Below are 18,473 nucleotides of genomic sequence, written 5' to 3' on the forward strand. Positions count from 1 at the left end.
GAAAGGCATATGGAGCCATACCGGGAAAGTCCCTTGCACGGATTAACGTGCGGGGGACTTTCTCTCTTTAGGAAGATCGGTCTTTGTGCGTTCAGCGTCGAGCCGTTGATGACCGGCCTTGCATTTGACGGCTTTGGAATTCAGACCTTGTTGCATCTTGAATCCAACGGCATCGAGGATTTCCTGTTCCGTGCACCGTGAGACATCGGAAACGGCGGCGACCGTCGCGCCGCATCCCGGAAGTTCGAGTTGCTTGGGACCGGTGAGGAGTCGATGCCCGATCGGCCCTTTCCGGTCGATCTCGGTAACTTGGAGTGCGCCGTCCTGCCTGGTACTCCGTGTCAGAACCGAATAGTATTTGCTGGAGTCTCCGCAAAAACAAGCGAGGTCGAGGCGACCTGACAGGACGGCGTTATAGACTTTCTCGCCGATTCCCCTGTTTTGGAGATAGAGTTCTTTATACCTATCGTTTTTGGGGTTCTTAAGTCGGGCGATCGCGGCTTCGTGCAGGGAGGCCAGCCTGTAAGTTTGGATAACCGGACGAGCACTCATCGGAAATCACGCCCATCAAAGTTTTCTAGCCCTTCGCGATTGCGCGCGGCTTCAAGCTGTTTGCTGCCCTCCCTGCCGATGGCGGCCTTTTCCTTCAGGCTTCGATCGCCCTTCTGTGTGAATCCGATCGCCTGCAGGATGTCCCGTTCATTGCATTTCGAGATGTCGGGAACGGCGGCGAGGACGGCACCGTATCCCGGAAGATCGAGCATCTTCTGGTTCGTAAGCCGGCGATGCCCGATCGGTCCCTTGCTGTCGATATCCGTGAGCTGCAGGGAGCCTTCCTGTTTCGGGCTACGCGTAAGGATGGAGTAGTAGCGACCGTCTTCCGTTCCGCGGAAAGCTACGAGGTCAATTTTTCTATCAAGAATTGCGCTGTACAATCTGTCGCCGACTGCGCGGTTCTTTTCATACCATTCTTCAAACCTGGTATCTTCCAAATCGAAATACCCGGCGAGCGCCACCTCATCCAGGCGCAACAGCTCATACGTTTCGATTCCGCTTCGATTCATCATCGCACATCACCCGAAAGGCAGGAAGTGCCCTTTACTTTGTTTGCTTGGCTTAAGTTGTCACCGATCACGGTTAAATCCCCCATTTCTTTATTTTTCTTTGTAAGATTCTACCATCTCTCATCAAAAAAGGGGCACCCATAGCCGGATGCCCCAAAGAGAAGAGTGCCAGAAAAATCAATCAGCGAGCCCTGGCGAGCGGATCATAGGTGCCGTCAGGCACCGCATGAATAGCGCATCGCCATGCGAATCGCTGGCATATCGATTCGGCTTGCAGGTCTAGCCGACAAGCGGCCTATCGACCATAGCGGACAACTTGGCGTATAGGTCCAGCTCGACGGAGATTGCCGTCTCACCGTAGGCGATGGCCTGGAACATGCGGTACCGCTTCAGCCCCAGGTCCTCCTCGACAGTCGCGCCGTCGGCCTCGATCTTGTCATAGGCAGCCTTGATCGAGGGCATATCCTGATCCTCGTTATGGCTGATGTCGTTCTGCAGAAGATCTACGAGACCCTGCATGCTCATCGAATCGCCGCCCTGGCGATAGAGCAGGCAGACACACGCATCGAGAAGCATGGCGCGGGCGGTCGCGAAAAGGTCCCCGCTTTTCTTGATGACATCTGCATCCAAGCCATGTGAGATGCACCCCGCCAGCACCAAGGCGTCCTCCTGGCAGGAAATGAACGAAAACGGGTTATAGTTCATAGTCAAACCAACCGTAGTTTCCTCGCCCTTAACGGCTTCGGTCTTTTCTTCCATAATGAAATTCCTTTCTATCGATCTCCGGCTTCAGCTTGGACATCATTTACTGACTGCATTGTGGTCAATTGTATCAAACCGATCGCGGAAACCATCGGCTGTCGCATTAGTCAAAGTTCCACGGGTTACCGGTTACGATTCCGTTGACGCTATCCGAATAACCGAAATTGGTCCTGTCAGAAGCGGCATTGTTTAAAGTTGGGAGTCCCGAACTAGCCTTTGTGTTTCTTTCCCTTGAACTCGGGGAATTGCATATCAAGCGACCATGTCTCGCGATTCAGCGTGAGATACGCGTCATAGGTTCCATCCCCGCTTTTCTTCTTGATTCCCTTGATGAGCGATGTCTTTCCTTTTTCGGCGATCTCCCTGCCGTTCTTGTCGGTGAGCTTCTTCGGCTTATCCTTTGGTCCGACAAAACGGTAGATGGAAAAGTCGCAGGTTCCGTCCTGGGCGAAGACGGCTTTCCCATCTTTCTCGCCTGTCTTCTTGAAATGCACTCCGGCGCAGCGGAACTGATTTTTCGTCGCATAGAGGTCCTTGCCGCATTTCGGGCACTTGCCGATGACGATCGCGTTTCCGTCGCCTAGTTTCATACCGTCCAATGCACCGATGTTATCCTGCATTGCCTTCATATCGTGCACGACCATATCGGTGACGGTATTGATGACATCGGACGGTTTGCGTGAAAACCGTCCCACCTCGTTCATGGATTCAAACAGCTTCTCGGTGACTTCCGGTGAGGCGATTTGGCAATTCGCCAGCAAGGCGTAAGACACCTCGCCGCACTTCGTCATGGTGAGTGCGCCCTTGTTTTCCTTCATGAGGGCGCGTTCCTCATTGGCGGTGATTTCCGCAAGCGTGCTCGTCCTAGTGGCGCCGGTACCGACGTTATATTTCTCGAGCTTCTTCGTAAGCCATTTCATTGTCGGTTTTTGCGGGCGTTTGTTGGCTCCTTCGTGCACATACGGGGAGGCGACCTTACCGAACTCGCAGGCGTTCTCCGCCTCCTCCCCTTCCGATTTCTCGGTAGAAGAGGAGTCCGAATCGAAAATCGCCTTGAACCCTGGTTTGATTGGGATCTGGGTCTGCCCGACATATTCGGGAAAGTCCCTTACATGGCCTTTGATCAGCTCATATTCATAATCTTCAGCGAGCATCGCTAGATAGTTCTTGGCAAGTACGGAATAGATCGCGGAACCGATTTTTTCGTAACCATTTTCAAGCTCGGCAAGGGATTCGGGAACATTGATTCCCGGTCTGTTCGCGCCGTGCGCCCCGCCTTCCTTGACATGTGTCTTCCTTGCGGCGCGATGGGAGAGCAGAGACGTATCCACACCGACCACGCTGGCAATCTTATCGACAAGCGGAAGCAATTCGCCGAATTGTTCCGGCGTGACCTCCTTATCCTCGGTACGCGGGTAGCTTACGATCTGGTTTTCGTACATCTCCTGATATGTCTTCAGGACATTTGCCGGCTTGAACCCCTGCTTCGCGAGGATAGCGGACAGGCCGGCGAGGTCGAGGAGTTTTCCGGGGGCAGTGTGTTTCTTCCCCCTGGAATCCTCTACGACAGCGCTGTCGTGCAACTGCGAAAGGTCTACCTGATCGGGGCTATCGAACCGGATATCTTCGGGGTCGTCGGTCTTTCTGGCAAAGATGTTGCCGTTCTCATCTTTGAAACGCGCCTCGTAAAACGGCTTGCGGACATATTCGTTATAGGCTTTCAACTGGTCGCCGGTCAGTTTGACCATGACCGATTTCAACCGACCCTGGCGTACGACCGTTCGGAACCCCTTTTTTCGCGCTACGAGTGTTGCCGCACGGGTGAACTGCATGCTCGCGAGATCCCAGCGCTCGCGGACGACCGCCTTCACATAGTCGCCGTCCTTGTCCATAGATGGAAGGGTCTTGCGTTCCCTGAAAGCCTTCTGCACGCTTGCCGGCGCCTCGTCGGCAAAGTACATACGCTTGGTCGGACCTCTCCAACCGCATTTCTCCAGAGCCTCCCAGGCAAGCAACTCGCCCTCGCCGGATGGGTCGACATCCGTTGCGATCACGACGCAATCAGCCTCTTTCAGCTCATCTTTAAGACCGGAAATGATGTCCTTGCATCCGCTTGAGATCATTTTCAATCGATAGTTGGGATCTAGTAAGGTTGTTTCAACAGTCTCAACAGGAAGCATCTTTTTCATTTCCTGCAGGAATTCATTGCTGTTAATGAATTCTGGGATATTTTTGATGGTGTTCTCCAAGTTACTTTTGTATTCTTGGGAATCTGTTTTGTAATCAAGAATTTTATATTCAAGTAATGGGAAAGTAGCTGGAGTAATATCCGATTTTTCTATCATCCAGTTCATATCCCAAAGATCTCGCCATCTTGTATAAATGGAAGCAGAAAAGGAGAGCAGTTTATCAGCCATGATTTCATCGCAGGATTCAACGTGAATCTTTAAATCAGGAAATTCCTTAAAGAACTGCGGGTAATGGCAGATGGCGTTTTTCGTGAGCGATGTATGGGCTCCGATAGAAGCGGCTTCCAATTTAATTTTCTGCAAAGGGATATCTCGCTGATTTGGATTTAGATCATATTTGACAAACCATTTAGCAACTTTCGTCTGATTTGAAACGTCATTTCTATTCCAAATGCTGTCTTTAGGTTGCTTAAGACTGACCTCACCATTGCACTGTTTAATGAGATTTTCATTGATAAGCGAGTTTAATTTCTCTGCTTGGTAAAAGTCTGAACCGACAGAAAAATCAAGGTCTTCGCTATACCGTGGAGCACCATAACAAAGACGCAGTGCGGTTCCACCTTGAAATACAAGGGATGTATTCTGCATCTGGGGAACAAAGGAATTGAGCAAGTCTATATGAAGGAGTTCTTTTTCAATAAAAGGAATGAGAGATGAAGAATCAATTCTGAAAGCTTCTTGTTGAGCAAAATCTCTGACTTGGGGAAGAGAGGAAACGTAAAGCATAATGACTCCAAAAAAATAATAGGAAGATGCACACTAGAGTACATCTTCCTGCTTATCAAGAAAATCCCAAGTATCGTCGTCTTCGCAAGGATAATATTGGATATTTCCGTCGCGACAGCCATGGTCTTTGTCGTATTGCTCTCTTAAAAGATCAAGGGAACGTTTTGTTTTTTGTAAGTCCCGATATGTTTGAAGTTTGTCTGCAAGCGGAACCCTTCCCATCGACGACCTATCGATGGTTCTTGGTTTCTCATCTGTTTTGCTGTAATGAACGAAATCGATGCTTCCGTAACCCGTGTTATACCATTTTGACTTTCCTGTGGTCATATAGGTTACGACCGTGGGGATCTGTGAAATGAGGCTCCATGCTGAAGCAGAGGACTCAAGGCTTTCATAGAAGGAGTCATTTGGTCGGATTTTCTTACCAATCAAATCTAAAGTACCGAGTCCTCCGTATTGAGAAAAGCGAAAAACGTATACATTATGGTATGCACGCTTCAAAATGTTTTCTTTAATAAGTGACTTCAATGTTCCATTCAATTTGCTGCCGGTTTCATTAAAAAGTTCTGACAGCTCCTTTTTAGTGTAAACATGAGTAAATCGCCCATCATTGCGGGCAAGTTTTTTCATAGCGTCGATAGTACGCATCTTATCACCTGCTTTCAAAGTATATTATATCATATACTTTGATTAAGTAAAACTCGTCTAACCGTAAAAGAAAGCAGGAAGCCGACTGAAATCAGTTTCCTGCTTCTCTTAATTGTAGATTGATGTTTCAATCAAAAATTTCTGTAATTCAGAATCATCCGCTGTCTCATAGAAGCGCTTGAGCTTTTCACCGAAGTCATGTTTACACTCTGGTGGAATCGCCAAGATTCCGCGCCCGTCAGCGATCAACATCTTGTTTGCCACGAGCTGTGCCGTTCGCTTATTTCCATCACTAAAAAGTTGGGAACGACAAAGATAACCGAACATCTTAAGCGCCCGTTCTCTCCCAGGTTCCATATTCGCAATTTTCTCGATAGTGGCTTTTGCAGTATCGAAGTCCGGCATTTCCGGTTGCCAGGCGGTCCCACTGATACCTACTGGTATGTTACGAATACATCCAGCGTTATGAACAAGCGATGCACCCAAAATGGAATTTATTTTGGCAACAAACTCAAAATCTACAAGTGAGTTTAAATGCTCAAAGAGATAATTCCAAGCAAGTTTAAGATTGTAGACGGTAATTGTTCCGGTGACAGTCAATCCTTCAACGGTTTGGTTGTGCTCAACGATTACTTTTGCTTGCGGGTATGTGATATTGACACCTTCAACGATTGCCTCTTTCCAGATGCTATCCACAACATTTCTTTTTGCATAGAAGACATTGAATTCAACAGCTTTTTCAGCCTCAGCGATTGTAGACATAGTATTTTTACCTCCGTAATATTATTATACCATGTCCATAACATTCATTCAATATGCTCGGTGTGCGCTGTACGGTCAGCGTTTTGTGTCTTGCTAATGCCCACAGTATTGCTTCTTGTTTTCAACGCGTTGCTTCCAAGTGTGGCAGCTTTACACTTGACTTTTAAGTTCTGTGAAGATGGTACGGTACGATCGAGTCCATAGATAGCTTCTTTAGTTAAAAAAGAAAAGAATTTATCCGGTTTGTTTGTTTCATAAAAGTCGAGTAGCAGAGTCTCAAAATTGTTAATTTGCTCTTTCGGAATCGCCAAGATGCCACAGCCGTCAGCAATCAGCATTTTATTTGCTATGAGTTGCGCTGTTCGCTTATTTCCATCACTAAAAAGTTGGGAGCGACAAAGATAACCGAACATCTTAAGCGCGCGTTCTCTCCCAGGTTCCATATTCGCAATTTTCTCGATAGCGGCTTTTGCAGTGTCGAAGTCTGGTATTTCCGGTTGCCAGCTTGTTCCGCCAATATACACATCAAAATATCGCAGTTGTCCAGAATCGGGAACAAGATTGTTGCTAACGAGTTGATGTACCTGCCGTACATATGACAAATCGATAGGCGCATCAATAAAATCAAATATGAATTGCCATCCATGTTTTAGATTGTTAATTACAGTTGTTGCAACAGCCGGATCATTAAGGTCAAGTTGACCATAATCTTTTCCATTACGCGACAGGCGTCCGAATGTGCCATCATAGACTTTCTTGAAGATTCCTCCGACGAAGTCTTTCATTCGACCAAGGATACCTCGCCTTTGCGTTTTGGTGCCATAGCGGAGGTCTTGCTGCTTATTACGCATGAGCTCTTCAAGCAACCGCAAGAAAGTCGCGACGACTTTCATTTGTGAGGAGAATGCTTCCTCTCCCAAATCTGCCATTATCAATCATCCCTTCTGGATGCCTTTTGCATCCTACGGTACTAACACGCAATGATTATGCGATCTGCAAACCATACGTCAGGAAATTCATATTACAGCCGTGAATCAATATCTTGATCCGAAATGGAATTTCGGTCATCAGCAGCACGGTCATCCTCGATGGAGCGCCGATTGAATTCATATCCCGATTCGATTTCAGGTGTCGATGGATCGAGGTCCATTCCATCGTGCGACTTAAAGCGAGCATCTAGCTCCCTGAAACGATTTGTAGCCACGACAGCATCAGCAAGAGTTCTCTGATTGCGTGTGGCGGAATCTTGAACCATTTCACGGCTTGTCATTTTTGTCTCCTTTCTATTTAATGTTCGTCGAGATCACCGTCGTCAAGTACTTGACATGGACGGTCGAAACCGCGACCACGCTCATCTGCCTTATATTGTGCATCAAGACTGTCTTTAAGTGACGTGACCTTATCCGTAAGTCGATCAGACCTGTATTGTTCCAGATCATCAAGACTTTCCACCGGCATTGCGGTGTCAACATTCTTGAAGTTCCCGTTCTCCTTGAGAATGGCAACGCGTGCATCGAGATCGTCGTTTCCGCTCGCAATCATGTTGTCTCGAAAATCTCTGTCGAGAGGGCGTTCCCAAAGCCTTGAATCGCCCATGATGACGGACTGCACGTTGAATTCTGTCGGTGCGATATCCTATGCTTTGAGCTTTTCCCGGATATCCTCCTTGACCCATCTGACGCTGGCGTCCTCGATAATCTCAGGGTCAGCAGCCTCATAGGCGCATCCGAGATCGCTGAAGTACTTTCCGTATGACCACGAGGCCGTCGCGCGGTCATAGTCTGTAGCCACGCAAAACGGCTGCGCGTTGCCCGGCTGGAAGAGGAGTGCCGTGCCGTCTTGGAACTGCTCGAGGACGATGTTGCCCTTTGTATCGATAGCGCCTAGGGCATTCATCATTTTTTTCTGCTGGTAATTGCTGCTCATATGATTTCTCCTTTCTTTGGTAGGGTCTTGAGAAATCTTTTGTAAGATTCTACCACTTCACATCTTGCACGGTCGGGGGAACGTGGCAATTTTCCGTTCCCCCGTGTTTTCAGATCGTCTAAGCTGTCGCGACCGCTGATGTGCAATGGGTTTCGTAATACTCGTTGGCCCGTTCCGTTGCCTTGCTCCATTCCTCCTTGAGGCGGCTTGCGTTCTCCACGTCAGACGTCATGCAGGCATGTCCCCAGAGTGACCGTGCCTTCGAAACGGCTGCCTCAAGGTCCCTGAAGGTCGGATCGGTCGCGGCAAGTGTCAGCCGATCGTTCTTTGCCTCCGTTGCGGCCCTGAGATCCGAATCTTGACCACTTGTAGCCTTGGTGGCTGTCGTTGTTCGAATTACAGGTTTCTTGGCGAAATACGCGAAACCATCGCTTTTGACGAACCAATCTGACAGTTGCTTCGCAAACCTCGGTGAAGGGTTGTTCTGCCGATAGGCTTCCGCATAGTCGATATAGGCCTTCTCGATGGTGGCGGGAGAGTATCCTTCCCCGAGTCTCTTGGCATACTGTTTTGCTGCCTCGTTCCGAACGGCTCCTCTTACCGTCTTGATGGACAAGGAACAGAGATGGTTGAAAGCCTCGAATTCAGAATTTGAAAGGGTATATCCATCAGCGACCGTAGGGAGCGGATCATAGGTGCCGTCAGGCACCGCATCTAACGCGTCCCGTCTATTCGCATCGCGATCCGACTCGCCGTCATCTCGTTGAGTCGGATCAGTCATTCCCTCGGTGACTTTCCAGTCGCTTGGACCTTCATCATCGGAAGGATGGGCGGCGGATCTATCTATTGATACTTTTGGATTGATATTAGTATCTATATATAGCTTGTCGCCAGATTGAAGACAACCCTCGTCTTCAGATTGGAGACATGGCTTCAGATTGGAGCCCCTGTTTTGAGCCTTGGCTTCAGATTGACGACAAGGCTCGTTACCTGCTGATTGCTGAAGACGCTCAGACTCAGAATCCCCCTTATGACTCACCATGTCCTCGTTATGGAGATTCGCCACCAAGCTGCTCTTGATTTCATTGCGTCGGTTTGCAATCTCGTCGATTTCCGTCTTGATGGCGATCGGGTTCTGCGGCAGCGTGTAGACAGTCCTTAACCCCGCAGAGGTCGCCGTGGTCTCGATCGAGATGAAGCCCCATGAGACCAGTTCCTTGCGGATCTTGTAGAAACGGTTCTTGCTGATATCAAGCTCTTCGAGAATGTGGGAAGTTGACGGGAAAGCCGTGTCCCCCGCGCCGGCAAATGAGCTCAGGTATCCGTAGAGTGCCTTCGCCTCGATGGAAAGGCCTTTTGATCTCATCACGAGCTGCGGGGAGAGTCCATATCCGTGGGAGAGTAGCGCATCAAGCCGCAAAAGGTTGCGCTCGTCGATTTCAGTTGTGTTCCCCTGCATTTTCATCATTCCTTTCCTTTTTGAAATTCATCGCTTTGTTGTTATTGTTGATCAGGCGGTTGATCAAAATCTCCTCGGCTTCTGCGGTCGGTACCGGTTTGTCGGGGAAAGAGTACTTTGCGACCCCGCCGCCGGACGTGATCGTGTTCTCGACCTCGATGAGTCCGAACGCTTCGAGCTCGTTTCGATATCGATAGAATCGCGTCTTGCCGATACCGAGCTGCCTGATAATCTGACAGGTCGAGGGTGGTGCGCCATCATCGAATGAGCAGAGGTATGCATATAGCATACGTGCCTCGATCGACAACCTGTTATCGTGAAGCACGTCCGCTATCTGCGAATTCATCATTTTGTGTGGCATATGTAGAACCTCCTCTTAGGTCATTTGAACTTTCGGAAAAGGAGGCCTGTCTTACCGAGTGTGGTATACTCGAAGCAACAAGAGCCACCTTTGAGCCTCATTGAGTTTTCAAAGAAGCTCGCTTTCCGAAAGAGCCTGTCCGTTCGCCAAAACTTTGGGCTTTTTCAACTTACCGGGGCCGCAAGGCCCCTTTCTTTTTTTATGGTAGCACAGGGACTTCTTTTTCTGTTTCCCGGAGAGAGGATAACTTGATAGAAAAAGTAGGCGTAAGAAAAACAGGCACTAAAAAAGGAAACCCTTTTTGGGTTTCCTAGAGAAATCTTGTGTGTATTTGAGGCTGTGTGACGGCATTCCATCTATTGTTTTAGGTATATGTATCAGCCTCGTCTTCATAAGTGAACTGTAGCAATAGCATCAAAGATGAACGTATGTTCGCCTGTTCGGCTTCTTTTCGAACGTTGTTCGAAAATGCCGGAACCCCTTGATTTTACTGGGTTTTCTTAGGATTTGTCTAAGTTATCTTCAGGCAAATCAAGCGCTCGTCGACGCATCTCAATCGTAGCCTCAGACGCAAGGTATTCATCGTAAGTTGTGATCTTGTCGATCATCTTTCCACCCGGAAGGATTTCCATAATACGGTTTGCTGTCGTTTCAACAATCTGGTGGTCTCTTGAAGAGAACAGAAGTACGCCAGGGAACTTCTTCATTCCATTGTTGAGTGCAGTGATGGATTCCATATCCAGGTGGTCAGTAGGCTCGTCGAGGATCAGTACGTTGGCACCGGAGATCATCATCTTGGATAACAGACAGCGTACTTTTTCCCCACCGGAAAGAACTTTAACCTTTTTTACACCGTCGTCGCCGGCGAAAAGCATTCTTCCAAGGAAACCTCGTACATAGGTAACATCCTTTTCTTCCGAATACTGAGTCAGCCATTCTACGATGGTATCGTCATTGTCAAATTCTTTTCCACTGTCTTTCGGAAAATATGCCTGTGTAGTGGTGATTCCCCATTTATAAGTACCTTCATCTGGCTCCATTTCTCCGATCAGGATCTGGAAGAGAACAGTTTTGGCAAATTCATTTCCACCGACAAATGCAACTTTGTCGTCCCGGTTCAGTGTGAAGGAAAGATTGTCCAGGATTTTTTCCCCGTTGATGGTTTTGGATAAGCCTTCGACCATCAGAACTTCATTACCGATCTCGCGGTTCGGTTTGAAATCGATGTAAGGGTATTTACGGCTGGATGGGCGGATCTCATCAAGCTGGATCTTTTCCAGGGCGCGCTTACGGGAAGTTGCCTGACGGGACTTGGACGCATTGGCGCTGAACCGGGAAATAAAGTCCTGTAACTCCTTGATCTTTTCTTCTTTTTTCTTGTTGGCTTCTTTCATCTGACGGATCAGCAGCTGGCTGGATTCGTACCAGAAGTCGTAATTACCGGCGTAGAGCTGGATCTTACCGTAATCGATATCGGCAATCTGTGTGCAGACCTTATTCAGGAAATAACGGTCATGGGAAACAACAATAACGGTGTTGTCAAAGTTGATCAGGAATTCTTCCAGCCATGCGATCGCATCCAGATCCAGGTGGTTGGTAGGCTCATCCAGAAGAAGAATATCCGGATTACCAAAAAGTGCCTGTGCAAGAAGGACTTTGACCTTCTGTGCACCGGTCAGCTCGCTCATCATATTGTAGTGAAGCTCTGTCTCGATTCCAAGTCCGTTCAGAAGAGATGCGGCATCAGATTCTGCTTCCCATCCGTTCAGGGTTGCAAATTCTGCTTCCAGTTCACTTGCCTTGATCCCGTCCTCGTCTGTGAAATCTTCTTTGGCATAGATCACTTCTTTTTCCTTCATGATCTCGTAAAGACGGGCATTTCCCATGATTACAGTATCAAGAACCGGATACTGGTCGTATTTGAAGTGGTCCTGCTGCAAGAAAGAAAGACGCTCACCTGGTGTGAGGATGACTTCTCCGCTGGTCGGCTCAAGCTGCCCGGAAAGGATCTTAAGAAATGTAGATTTTCCGGCCCCGTTCGCTCCGATCAGACCGTAGCAGTTGCCTTCTGTAAATTTGATATTTACATCTTCAAACAAGGCTTTCTTCCCTACGCGGAGGGTGATATTACTTGTACTAATCATAAAAATTCTCCTTATTCAAATAGAATTATCGTTTCAATTTTTGCATTACGTTCATTATGGTAACATGACTGCACAATTTTCGCAAGAGAATAAGCATTAACATAAGGAAGAATTTGTGGTATACTTATAAATCATACACGAAATATACAGCATGGTAGGACGAAAGGAGCGAGTGCTTTGACAGAAGCAGGACTGGTGTTGGAAGGCGGTGCAACAAGAGGTGTATTTACTTCCGGCGCATTGGATTATTTGATGGAAAAAGATCTGTATTTTTCATACGTGGTCGGTGTATCGGCAGGTTCCTGTAACGCAGTCGATTATGTCTCAAAGCAGATCGGCAGGACAAGGGACTGTATGATCCACAGAGGAAAGGAATACAGCTATTATTACGGACTTAAAGATTTCGTAAAAGAAAGAAGTCTTCTGGATATGGATATGATATTCAATAAATATCCGAATGAACTCTTTCCGTTTGATTTTGATACTTATTTTTCAAATGGAATGACCTGTGAGATCGTGACAACCAATTGTCTTACGGGAAATGCCGAATATATGACCGAAGAGAACGACAGTGACCGGCTGATGAAGATCTGCCGCGCCAGCAGCAGTATGCCACTTGTATGTCCGATCGTAAATATAGACGGGATTCCGTATCTGGATGGTGGACTTGCCGATTCCATTCCGGTAAAGCATGTGCAGGAAAAGGGACTGAAAAAAATAGTTCTCATTTTGACGAGACCGGAAGGCTACCGCAAAAAACCAACTTCCAAAGCGGTCGGTAAGTTATACCGGAAGATGTACAGCAAATATCCGGCACTTGTCCGCACCTGTATTCGAAGACCGGTGATGTATAACCGGACAGAAGAATACATAGAAAAGCTGGAAAAAGAAGGAAATATCTTCGTCCTTCGCCCGGAAATGAAGCCGGTATCCAGACTGGAAAAAGATTATGATAAGCTGATGGCTTTCTACGATCATGGCTATGAAATGATGAAAAGAGAGCTTCCGAGACTTAAAGCTTATCTGGAAAAATAAGGAGGTGTGCATATGCATCTGTACGAACATCAGATTGCGACAAACGCATCGCAGCAAATGACAAAGGTAACAGAAATGGTAAGGGAAGACATCGAAAGAAGCGGTGTAAGAGAAGGGATTGCTGTGATCTTCTCACCACATACGACAGCCGGATTTACGATCAATGAGAATGCAGATCCGGATGTGGTGCATGATATGTTGTGTGGCTTTGAAAAAGTATTTCCGGCAGAACAGTTCTTCTACCAGCATGCAGAAGGGAATTCGCATGCACATATGAAGACGACGGTGGTCGGACCGTCACAGACGCTGATCATCCATGATGGAGAGATCGTCTTTGGCATCTGGCAAGATCTGTATTTCTGCGAGTTTGACGGACCAAGAAACCGTACCTTTTATGTGAAGATCATCGAAGGATAGATTAACGGAGTTGTACATCCGTCAGGGTGAATGCATGCGAAGGACAGGCAGGAGCTACTGATTCTACACCAGCGAGAGTCAGCGTAGTTCCGTCTGTCTTTTTTTCTTTTCCAGCTGTGAGAATGGTACCGGCAAGAAGCTGCGGCATATGCCGGAGAAAACTATTTGCAGTCAGCTGAATCTGTATCAGTTGGTCTTCGCGGTTAATTTTGATCGTTTCTACAGTGCGCACTGTACTTTTTCTGGTACGTCCGTTTGAAAATGCGGCAAAGTCATGCGTACCGGTAAGAAGCTGCGCTGCCTGCTGCATGGATTCCAGGTCAAGAGACTCGGTTACAACACAGGTGTACGGACGGGAAAATAATGCTGCAGCAGGATCTGTGGCAATCCGGCAGGTATAGGTACAGCTTTTTACCGCGAGAGAAGCCACAAAACGTTCATCTGCGATTTCCAGCGAGGTGACTGCAATATCCGCCGGAAGAGCTGCGTTTAATTTCATTTTTAACAGTTCTGTATTGTCTGAAAAAGATTCTTTTTCTAATTGAAAACTTACAATCTGGTGTGCTGCGTGAACACCCGGTTCTGTCTTTACGGCAGCAAAAAGCTGTGTGGACTGTCCGGTTACATCCCTGATCGCCAGTGTAAGCTTTGATTCGATACTGGTGCTTTTTTTCTTTGTAGAAAAGCCCGGATAGCGGCTTCCGTCGTATTCTATGGTAAGTTTGATCGTTGTCATAAGCTCCTCCTGAAGTGCATTTCTGCCGTTCATTATAGCATTGATTGTCGGGCAAGGCAATTTTTATTGCCTTCCGGATCTTGGTGGCTGTTTTCCTGCCTGTATTGTCCGGATCATCTGCACCATCTGGTCGATCTGTGCCTGCTCCTGTTTGCTTTTCCCTTCTTTGATCGCTGAAAGAATCAGCGAAATCTCATCAGGGGTAAACCGGATTCCCCGTTTATTCGCACCGGCGATCAGTGACATCATCACCGGGACCAGTGCTTTCCCGTTCTTGCCGCCGGCTTTCAACGCTGCTGTCCGGATCAGCTCCTGTTTCAGCGGATCCAGATTCGCAAGATCCGGATGCTCCATCCATTCGTTCATTTTCATCCATCCTTTCTGTCTGAAATCCACTCATCATATCCGTCATATCCTGTGCTGCCTGAAATCCATTCATCATATCTGCCATATTTGCAGGATCTCTAAAGTCCATCTCTTTCATCATTTCCATCATTTGCCATATTCCGGAAAAGGAATCAAACATTTCTCTTTTTTCAGGAGAAAGATAGGGTACAACTGCTTCAAACATGCTGCCCGGATCTTTCTCCTGCTTTCGTAGCCGCCCTCTGCGATTATGATAATAAGGAGGTTGGAAACAGTAAAAGGCATTCATAAGTTCCGTAAGTTTCACATAAATGCCAGCTATACGCTGAACGTGATCGGGCAGATAGGGAAGAATGATTTTGACAAGTTGCAGAAAATCATTCGTGAGAGACTCGTCAAATGGCGTCATGACAAGGGGCGGTTTCTTTTCCATATGTCCTCCACGGTTCAGCGTTATAAATATATATGTAAAGAAGACGGAAAATATGAGATCCACATATAATAAAGCAAAGGAAGAACTAATGGAAGGATTTTATTAAATGAGCAGCCGGATTATTATTGATGGGAATGCGATCTATGAAGTGGATGAAGAATGTTTGCGAAAGAAAAAGGAAAAGGAGCAGGAAGAGGAACACGAAAAGCAACAGGAGAAGCGCAAAAACAAAACATAAAGAAGGCGGGGATATAATTTGCCCCGCCTCTGGTCTGTCTGAACGAATAAGATCTGAGTTTCGTAACTAGCAGCCGCATCCGCCGTTGCCACAGCCGTTTCCACATCCGCATCCATTACCGCATCCGTTACCGAATCCGTTGCCGAATCCACCACAGCAGCAGAGAAGAAGGATGATCCACAGGCAGCTGTCATTTCCACATCCACATCCGTCGCCATTGCGTCCCCATCCGCCACAGCAGCAGAGGAGAAGAATGATCCATACGCAGGAAGACATTCCGCAGCCACATCCACAGTTATCCATAGAATTTCCACATCCGCAGTTTGTTGCACTTAATTCACTCATATTTGATAGCCTCCAGTAAGGTTTCTTTACACTTCATCATATGTAAGGAGGCATGTCAGTGTTTCAAAAAAGTTCCGAAGAAATTGGCATCTGATTTCAGAAAGAATATTCTAATAGAAAAAGGATATTTTAAATATGAAAGATTTGAAACGGAAAATCCACTACTGGTGTTCGGATACAATGCGTAACAAAATCACTGGAAAGGGCGTCGTTTGTGCCGTTCTGGATACAGGGATCACACAGCACCCGGATCTTATCGGCCGCATCGTGGGATGGAAGGACTGTGTACAGGGGAAGAAAACCATATATGATGACAATGGACACGGAACCCATGTGGCAGGAATTCTTGCCGGAAATGGAAAAAGCGGAAGAGGCCTGTACAGCGGAATGGCACCGGAGGCGCAGATCTTTGCTGTCAAGGTGCTGAATCAGAGAGGTGGTGGAAAAATCCGGGATGTGATAAACGGGATCCGGTACGTGTTGTTAAAACAAAAGGAAATGAAGATCCGGATCGTCAATATTTCGATTGGAACTCTTCCTCATAAGAAGGATCCGGAAGATGAATTGTTCCTGTTCTGGGTAGAACGGCTCTGGGATGCCGGTCTGGTAGTCGTAACGGCGGCAGGAAACAAAGGGCCAAAGGAAGGGAGCGTCACGATACCGGGAAACAGCCGGAAGGTGATCACAGTTGGGGCGGATGAAGAACTGGGAAAGAAGTATTCCGGCTGTGGGCCGACCGGAGATTGTATTAAAAAACCGGATCTTGCCGTGCCGGGGAACCGGATCTATTCCTGCAATTACCTGTATCCGGTGCGGAGCCCTTATGCCTATATTCCGAAAACCGGGACTTCTATGGCAACTCCGGTAGTGTCCGGGGCAGCGGCTCTGGTTTTGCAAAAATACCCGGATATGTGTAATCTGGAACTTAAATACAGACTGTGGAATTCCTGTGAAAAGGGCAGATATTATGACCAGAGACAGGGACATGGGAACCTGCATGTAGAAAAATTTCTTGAATGTCAAGAAAAAATACTTGACACCAATGAAAATCTGTTATATGATAGCACAGGTGATAAGTGATGGACGAGATTTTAAAGCAGACATTATTATATGATTTTTATGGTGAGCTTTTGACAAAACATCAGAAAGAGATTTATGAACAGGCAGTTCTTGAAGATTATTCGCTCAGCGAGATCGCAAGAGATGCGGGGATCAGCAGACAGGGTGTTCATGATATGATCCGGCGCTGTAACAAGAGTCTGGAGGATTATGAAGCGAAGCTGCATTTGGTGGAGAAGTTCATGTCTGTGAAAAAAAAAGTCCATGAGATCGATCTGCTTCTTGAGAATTATGAAGAGCAGGACGAAAAAGAACTGATAAAGAAAGTGAAAAAGCTTTCAGGAGAGATCATAGAGGAGTTATAACATGGCATTTGACAGTTTGACAGAAAAACTTCAGAACGTATTCAAGAATTTAAGAAGTAAGGGACGACTTACAGAAGATGATGTAAAAGCGGCTCTGCGTGAAGTTAAGATGGCTCTTCTGGAGGCAGATGTTAACTTCAAAGTTGTCAAAAATTTTGTAAAAAGTGTGCAGGAGCGTGCAGTCGGACAGGATGTGATGAGCGGACTGAATCCGGGACAGATGGTGATCAAGATCGTGAATGACGAGCTGGTGAATCTGATGGGCTCTGAGACAACGGAGATTAAATTCCAGCCGGGAAGCCAGAAGACGGTCATTATGATGATGGGTCTTCAGGGAGCAGGTAAAACAACGACCACAGCAAAGCTTGCAGGAAAGTTCAAGCTGAAAGGTAAGAAGCCTCTTCTGGTAGCATGTGATGTCTACAGACCTGCAGCTATTAAACAGTTGCAGATCAACGGAGAGAAGCAGGGTGTGGAAGTGTTCTCCATGGGAGATAATCAGAAGCCGGCGAATATCGCTAAAGCAGCACTGGAGCATGCTGAAAAGAATGGCAACAATGTGATTATTCTGGATACTGCAGGACGTCTTCATATTGATGAAGAGATGATGGAAGAACTGCAGGAGATTAAGAACACGGTCGAGGTTCATCAGAGTATTCTCGTTGTCGATGCAATGACTGGTCAGGACGCCGTGAATGTTGCAGAGAACTTTAATGAGAAGATTGGTATAGATGGAGTAATCGTCACAAAGCTTGACGGCGATACCAGAGGTGGTGCGGCACTTTCGATCAAGGCAGTCACCGGATGCCCGATCCTTTATGTGGGTATGGGTGAAAAATTATCAGATTTGGAGCAGTTTTATCCGGATCGTATGGCTTCCAGAATCCTTGGTATGGGGGATGTACTCAGCCTGATCGAGAAAGCCGGCGAAGAGATCGACGAAGAACAGGCACGTAAGATGACAGAAAAACTCAAAAAGTCGCAGTTTGATTTTGAGGACTATCTGGAAAGTATGAAACAGATGCGCAAGATGGGCGGTCTTGGAAGTATCATGAATATGCTTCCCGGACTTGGCGGCATGGGTGGCCTTGGCAAAGGCAAGATGCCCGATATCGATGCGGATGATGCGGAACAGAAGATGGCAAGAGTCGAAGCAATCATTTATTCCATGACGATCAAGGAACGTCAGAATCCGGACATCATCACTCCGCAGAGAAAGCGAAGAATCGCAGCAGGAGCCGGAGTTGACATTTCGGAAGTCAACAAGATGATGAAGCAGTTCGAGCAGATGCGCAAGATGATGAAGTCTTTCCCGGGAATGATGGGCGGGAAAGGTAAAAAAGGCAAGTTCAAGATGCCTTTCTAAAGGAGATATATT

The 18,473-nt window shown here is 47.2% G+C and carries 23 protein-coding genes; 7 read left to right on the forward strand and 16 right to left on the reverse strand.

Translation table 11 applies throughout. From position 1 onward, the window contains the following. Positions 1 to 42: 42 nt before the first annotated feature. The 13 genes from NQ556_RS07580 to NQ556_RS07640 all read right to left on the reverse strand — a co-directional run bounded on the left by NQ556_RS07580 (position 43) and on the right by NQ556_RS07640 (position 12,101). A complete protein-coding gene (locus NQ556_RS07580; protein WP_204575933.1) occupies positions 43 to 552 on the reverse strand; it encodes a hypothetical protein in 510 nt (169 codons plus the stop codon). After that, positions 549 to 1,067, reverse strand: a complete 519-nt coding sequence (locus NQ556_RS07585; protein WP_008370649.1) for a hypothetical protein — start codon at positions 1,065 to 1,067, stop codon at positions 549 to 551. Before NQ556_RS07585 ends, NQ556_RS07580 begins: the two co-directional genes overlap by 4 nt. A 276-nt stretch (positions 1,068 to 1,343) precedes the next feature. Further along, positions 1,344 to 1,823: a hypothetical protein gene (locus NQ556_RS07590; RefSeq protein ID WP_008370648.1), complete on the reverse strand. Its 480-nt coding sequence runs from the start codon at positions 1,821 to 1,823 to the stop codon at positions 1,344 to 1,346. A 212-nt stretch (positions 1,824 to 2,035) separates the two neighbouring features. Then, a complete protein-coding gene (locus NQ556_RS07595; RefSeq protein WP_008370647.1) occupies positions 2,036 to 4,801 on the reverse strand; it encodes a nucleotidyl transferase AbiEii/AbiGii toxin family protein in 2,766 nt (921 codons plus the stop codon). 33 nt (positions 4,802 to 4,834) lie between these two features. After that, positions 4,835 to 5,449: a hypothetical protein gene (locus tag NQ556_RS07600; RefSeq protein ID WP_204575935.1), complete on the reverse strand. Its 615-nt coding sequence runs from the start codon at positions 5,447 to 5,449 to the stop codon at positions 4,835 to 4,837. A 108-nt stretch (positions 5,450 to 5,557) separates the two neighbouring features. Then, complete coding sequence (locus tag NQ556_RS07605) at positions 5,558 to 6,211, reverse strand: Fic family protein (protein ID WP_204575941.1); 654 nt, start codon at positions 6,209 to 6,211, stop codon at positions 5,558 to 5,560. A 44-nt stretch (positions 6,212 to 6,255) separates the two neighbouring features. Further along, positions 6,256 to 7,140, reverse strand: a complete 885-nt coding sequence (locus NQ556_RS07610) for a Fic family protein (RefSeq protein ID WP_008370644.1) — start codon at positions 7,138 to 7,140, stop codon at positions 6,256 to 6,258. A 92-nt stretch (positions 7,141 to 7,232) separates the two neighbouring features. Further along, positions 7,233 to 7,481 carry a hypothetical protein gene (locus NQ556_RS07615; RefSeq protein ID WP_008370642.1) on the reverse strand — a complete coding sequence of 83 codons (249 nt, stop codon included), beginning with the start codon at positions 7,479 to 7,481 and terminating at the stop codon, positions 7,233 to 7,235. Positions 7,482 to 7,498: 17 nt separating this feature from the next. After that, on the reverse strand, positions 7,499 to 7,807 hold the full coding sequence (locus tag NQ556_RS07620; protein WP_008370641.1) for a hypothetical protein: 309 nt from the start codon (positions 7,805 to 7,807) through the stop codon (positions 7,499 to 7,501). A gap of 39 nt (positions 7,808 to 7,846) precedes the next feature. Continuing rightward, entirely contained in the window at positions 7,847 to 8,137 is a 291-nt protein-coding gene (locus NQ556_RS07625; protein WP_008370639.1) for a hypothetical protein, read from the reverse strand. A gap of 118 nt (positions 8,138 to 8,255) precedes the next feature. After that, a complete protein-coding gene (locus NQ556_RS07630) occupies positions 8,256 to 9,605 on the reverse strand; it encodes a helix-turn-helix domain-containing protein (protein ID WP_008370637.1) in 1,350 nt (449 codons plus the stop codon). Next, positions 9,577 to 9,957, reverse strand: a complete 381-nt coding sequence (locus NQ556_RS07635; protein ID WP_008370635.1) for a helix-turn-helix domain-containing protein — start codon at positions 9,955 to 9,957, stop codon at positions 9,577 to 9,579. The genes NQ556_RS07630 and NQ556_RS07635 overlap by 29 nt, the downstream gene beginning before the upstream one ends. A 500-nt stretch (positions 9,958 to 10,457) precedes the next feature. Further along, entirely contained in the window at positions 10,458 to 12,101 is a 1,644-nt protein-coding gene (locus tag NQ556_RS07640) for an ABC-F family ATP-binding cassette domain-containing protein (RefSeq protein ID WP_008370625.1), read from the reverse strand. 177 nt (positions 12,102 to 12,278) lie between these two features. On the opposite strand from NQ556_RS07640, the gene NQ556_RS07645 reads away from it, so the two are divergent. Both NQ556_RS07645 and NQ556_RS07650 read left to right on the forward strand, forming a co-directional pair. Next, on the forward strand, positions 12,279 to 13,136 hold the full coding sequence (locus NQ556_RS07645; protein WP_022220628.1) for a patatin-like phospholipase family protein: 858 nt from the start codon (positions 12,279 to 12,281) through the stop codon (positions 13,134 to 13,136). A gap of 12 nt (positions 13,137 to 13,148) precedes the next feature. Further along, entirely contained in the window at positions 13,149 to 13,553 is a 405-nt protein-coding gene (locus NQ556_RS07650; RefSeq protein WP_008370619.1) for a secondary thiamine-phosphate synthase enzyme YjbQ, read from the forward strand. A gap of 1 nt (position 13,554) precedes the next feature. Here NQ556_RS07650 and NQ556_RS07655 read toward each other — a convergent pair whose 3' ends face one another. Together NQ556_RS07655 and NQ556_RS07660 are read right to left on the reverse strand one after the other, a co-directional pair. Beyond that, positions 13,555 to 14,289, reverse strand: coding sequence for a tRNA pseudouridine synthase A (locus NQ556_RS07655; protein ID WP_022220627.1), 735 nt, complete (start codon positions 14,287 to 14,289; stop codon positions 13,555 to 13,557). Between the two features lie 63 nt (positions 14,290 to 14,352). After that, a complete protein-coding gene (locus tag NQ556_RS07660; RefSeq protein ID WP_022220626.1) occupies positions 14,353 to 14,655 on the reverse strand; it encodes a hypothetical protein in 303 nt (100 codons plus the stop codon). 265 nt (positions 14,656 to 14,920) lie between these two features. Here NQ556_RS07660 and NQ556_RS07665 point away from each other — a divergent pair, with 265 nt between their 5' ends. Next, complete coding sequence (locus NQ556_RS07665; protein ID WP_044998655.1) at positions 14,921 to 15,157, forward strand: hypothetical protein; 237 nt, start codon at positions 14,921 to 14,923, stop codon at positions 15,155 to 15,157. A 37-nt stretch (positions 15,158 to 15,194) separates the two neighbouring features. Then, positions 15,195 to 15,326, forward strand: a complete 132-nt coding sequence (locus NQ556_RS07670) for a hypothetical protein (RefSeq protein WP_022220625.1) — start codon at positions 15,195 to 15,197, stop codon at positions 15,324 to 15,326. 66 nt (positions 15,327 to 15,392) lie between these two features. On the opposite strand, the gene NQ556_RS07675 is transcribed toward NQ556_RS07670, so the two are convergent. Beyond that, positions 15,393 to 15,671 (reverse strand): hypothetical protein, encoded by a 279-nt coding sequence (locus NQ556_RS07675; RefSeq protein ID WP_022220624.1) that lies wholly within the window; start codon positions 15,669 to 15,671, stop codon positions 15,393 to 15,395. A gap of 135 nt (positions 15,672 to 15,806) precedes the next feature. On the opposite strand from NQ556_RS07675, the gene NQ556_RS07680 reads away from it, so the two are divergent. From NQ556_RS07680 to ffh, 3 genes are read left to right on the forward strand one after another with little or no spacing between them, the layout of a single operon-like run. Further along, positions 15,807 to 16,751: a S8 family peptidase gene (locus tag NQ556_RS07680; protein ID WP_008370604.1), complete on the forward strand. Its 945-nt coding sequence runs from the start codon at positions 15,807 to 15,809 to the stop codon at positions 16,749 to 16,751. Next, positions 16,751 to 17,095: a YlxM family DNA-binding protein gene (ylxM, locus tag NQ556_RS07685; RefSeq protein ID WP_008370603.1), complete on the forward strand. Its 345-nt coding sequence runs from the start codon at positions 16,751 to 16,753 to the stop codon at positions 17,093 to 17,095. Before NQ556_RS07680 ends, ylxM begins: the two co-directional genes overlap by 1 nt. Position 17,096: 1 nt before the next feature. Then, a complete protein-coding gene (ffh, locus tag NQ556_RS07690; RefSeq protein WP_008370602.1) occupies positions 17,097 to 18,461 on the forward strand; it encodes a signal recognition particle protein in 1,365 nt (454 codons plus the stop codon). The last annotated feature ends 12 nt before the right edge of the window (positions 18,462 to 18,473 follow it).

It is taken from the genome of Coprococcus comes ATCC 27758, assembly GCF_025149785.1.
GTDB lineage: Bacteria > Bacillota > Clostridia > Lachnospirales > Lachnospiraceae > Allocoprococcus > Allocoprococcus comes.

Bases quoted from the DNA above. Each gene is read 5' to 3' on its own strand.
- NQ556_RS07580 (WP_204575933.1), bottom strand. From the start codon at position 552: ATGAGTGCTCGTCCGGTTATCCAAACTTACAGGCTGGCCTCCCTGCAC.
- NQ556_RS07585 (WP_008370649.1), bottom strand. From the start codon at position 1,067: ATGATGAATCGAAGCGGAATCGAAACGTATGAGCTGTTGCGCCTGGAT.
- NQ556_RS07590 (WP_008370648.1), bottom strand. From the start codon at position 1,823: ATGGAAGAAAAGACCGAAGCCGTTAAGGGCGAGGAAACTACGGTTGGT.
- NQ556_RS07595 (WP_008370647.1), bottom strand. From the start codon at position 4,801: ATGCTTTACGTTTCCTCTCTTCCCCAAGTCAGAGATTTTGCTCAACAA.
- NQ556_RS07600 (WP_204575935.1), bottom strand. From the start codon at position 5,449: ATGCGTACTATCGACGCTATGAAAAAACTTGCCCGCAATGATGGGCGA.
- NQ556_RS07605 (WP_204575941.1), bottom strand. From the start codon at position 6,211: ATGTCTACAATCGCTGAGGCTGAAAAAGCTGTTGAATTCAATGTCTTC.
- NQ556_RS07610 (WP_008370644.1), bottom strand. From the start codon at position 7,140: ATGGCAGATTTGGGAGAGGAAGCATTCTCCTCACAAATGAAAGTCGTC.
- NQ556_RS07615 (WP_008370642.1), bottom strand. From the start codon at position 7,481: ATGACAAGCCGTGAAATGGTTCAAGATTCCGCCACACGCAATCAGAGA.
- NQ556_RS07620 (WP_008370641.1), bottom strand. From the start codon at position 7,807: ATGGGCGATTCAAGGCTTTGGGAACGCCCTCTCGACAGAGATTTTCGA.
- NQ556_RS07625 (WP_008370639.1), bottom strand. From the start codon at position 8,137: ATGAGCAGCAATTACCAGCAGAAAAAAATGATGAATGCCCTAGGCGCT.
- NQ556_RS07630 (WP_008370637.1), bottom strand. From the start codon at position 9,605: ATGATGAAAATGCAGGGGAACACAACTGAAATCGACGAGCGCAACCTT.
- NQ556_RS07635 (WP_008370635.1), bottom strand. From the start codon at position 9,957: ATGCCACACAAAATGATGAATTCGCAGATAGCGGACGTGCTTCACGAT.
- NQ556_RS07640 (WP_008370625.1), bottom strand. From the start codon at position 12,101: ATGATTAGTACAAGTAATATCACCCTCCGCGTAGGGAAGAAAGCCTTG.
- NQ556_RS07650 (WP_008370619.1), top strand. From the start codon at position 13,149: ATGCATCTGTACGAACATCAGATTGCGACAAACGCATCGCAGCAAATG.
- NQ556_RS07655 (WP_022220627.1), bottom strand. From the start codon at position 14,289: ATGACAACGATCAAACTTACCATAGAATACGACGGAAGCCGCTATCCG.
- NQ556_RS07660 (WP_022220626.1), bottom strand. From the start codon at position 14,655: ATGAACGAATGGATGGAGCATCCGGATCTTGCGAATCTGGATCCGCTG.
- NQ556_RS07670 (WP_022220625.1), top strand. From the start codon at position 15,195: ATGAGCAGCCGGATTATTATTGATGGGAATGCGATCTATGAAGTGGAT.
- NQ556_RS07675 (WP_022220624.1), bottom strand. From the start codon at position 15,671: ATGAGTGAATTAAGTGCAACAAACTGCGGATGTGGAAATTCTATGGAT.
- NQ556_RS07680 (WP_008370604.1), top strand. From the start codon at position 15,807: ATGAAAGATTTGAAACGGAAAATCCACTACTGGTGTTCGGATACAATG.
- ylxM (WP_008370603.1), top strand. From the start codon at position 16,751: ATGGACGAGATTTTAAAGCAGACATTATTATATGATTTTTATGGTGAG.
- ffh (WP_008370602.1), top strand. From the start codon at position 17,097: ATGGCATTTGACAGTTTGACAGAAAAACTTCAGAACGTATTCAAGAAT.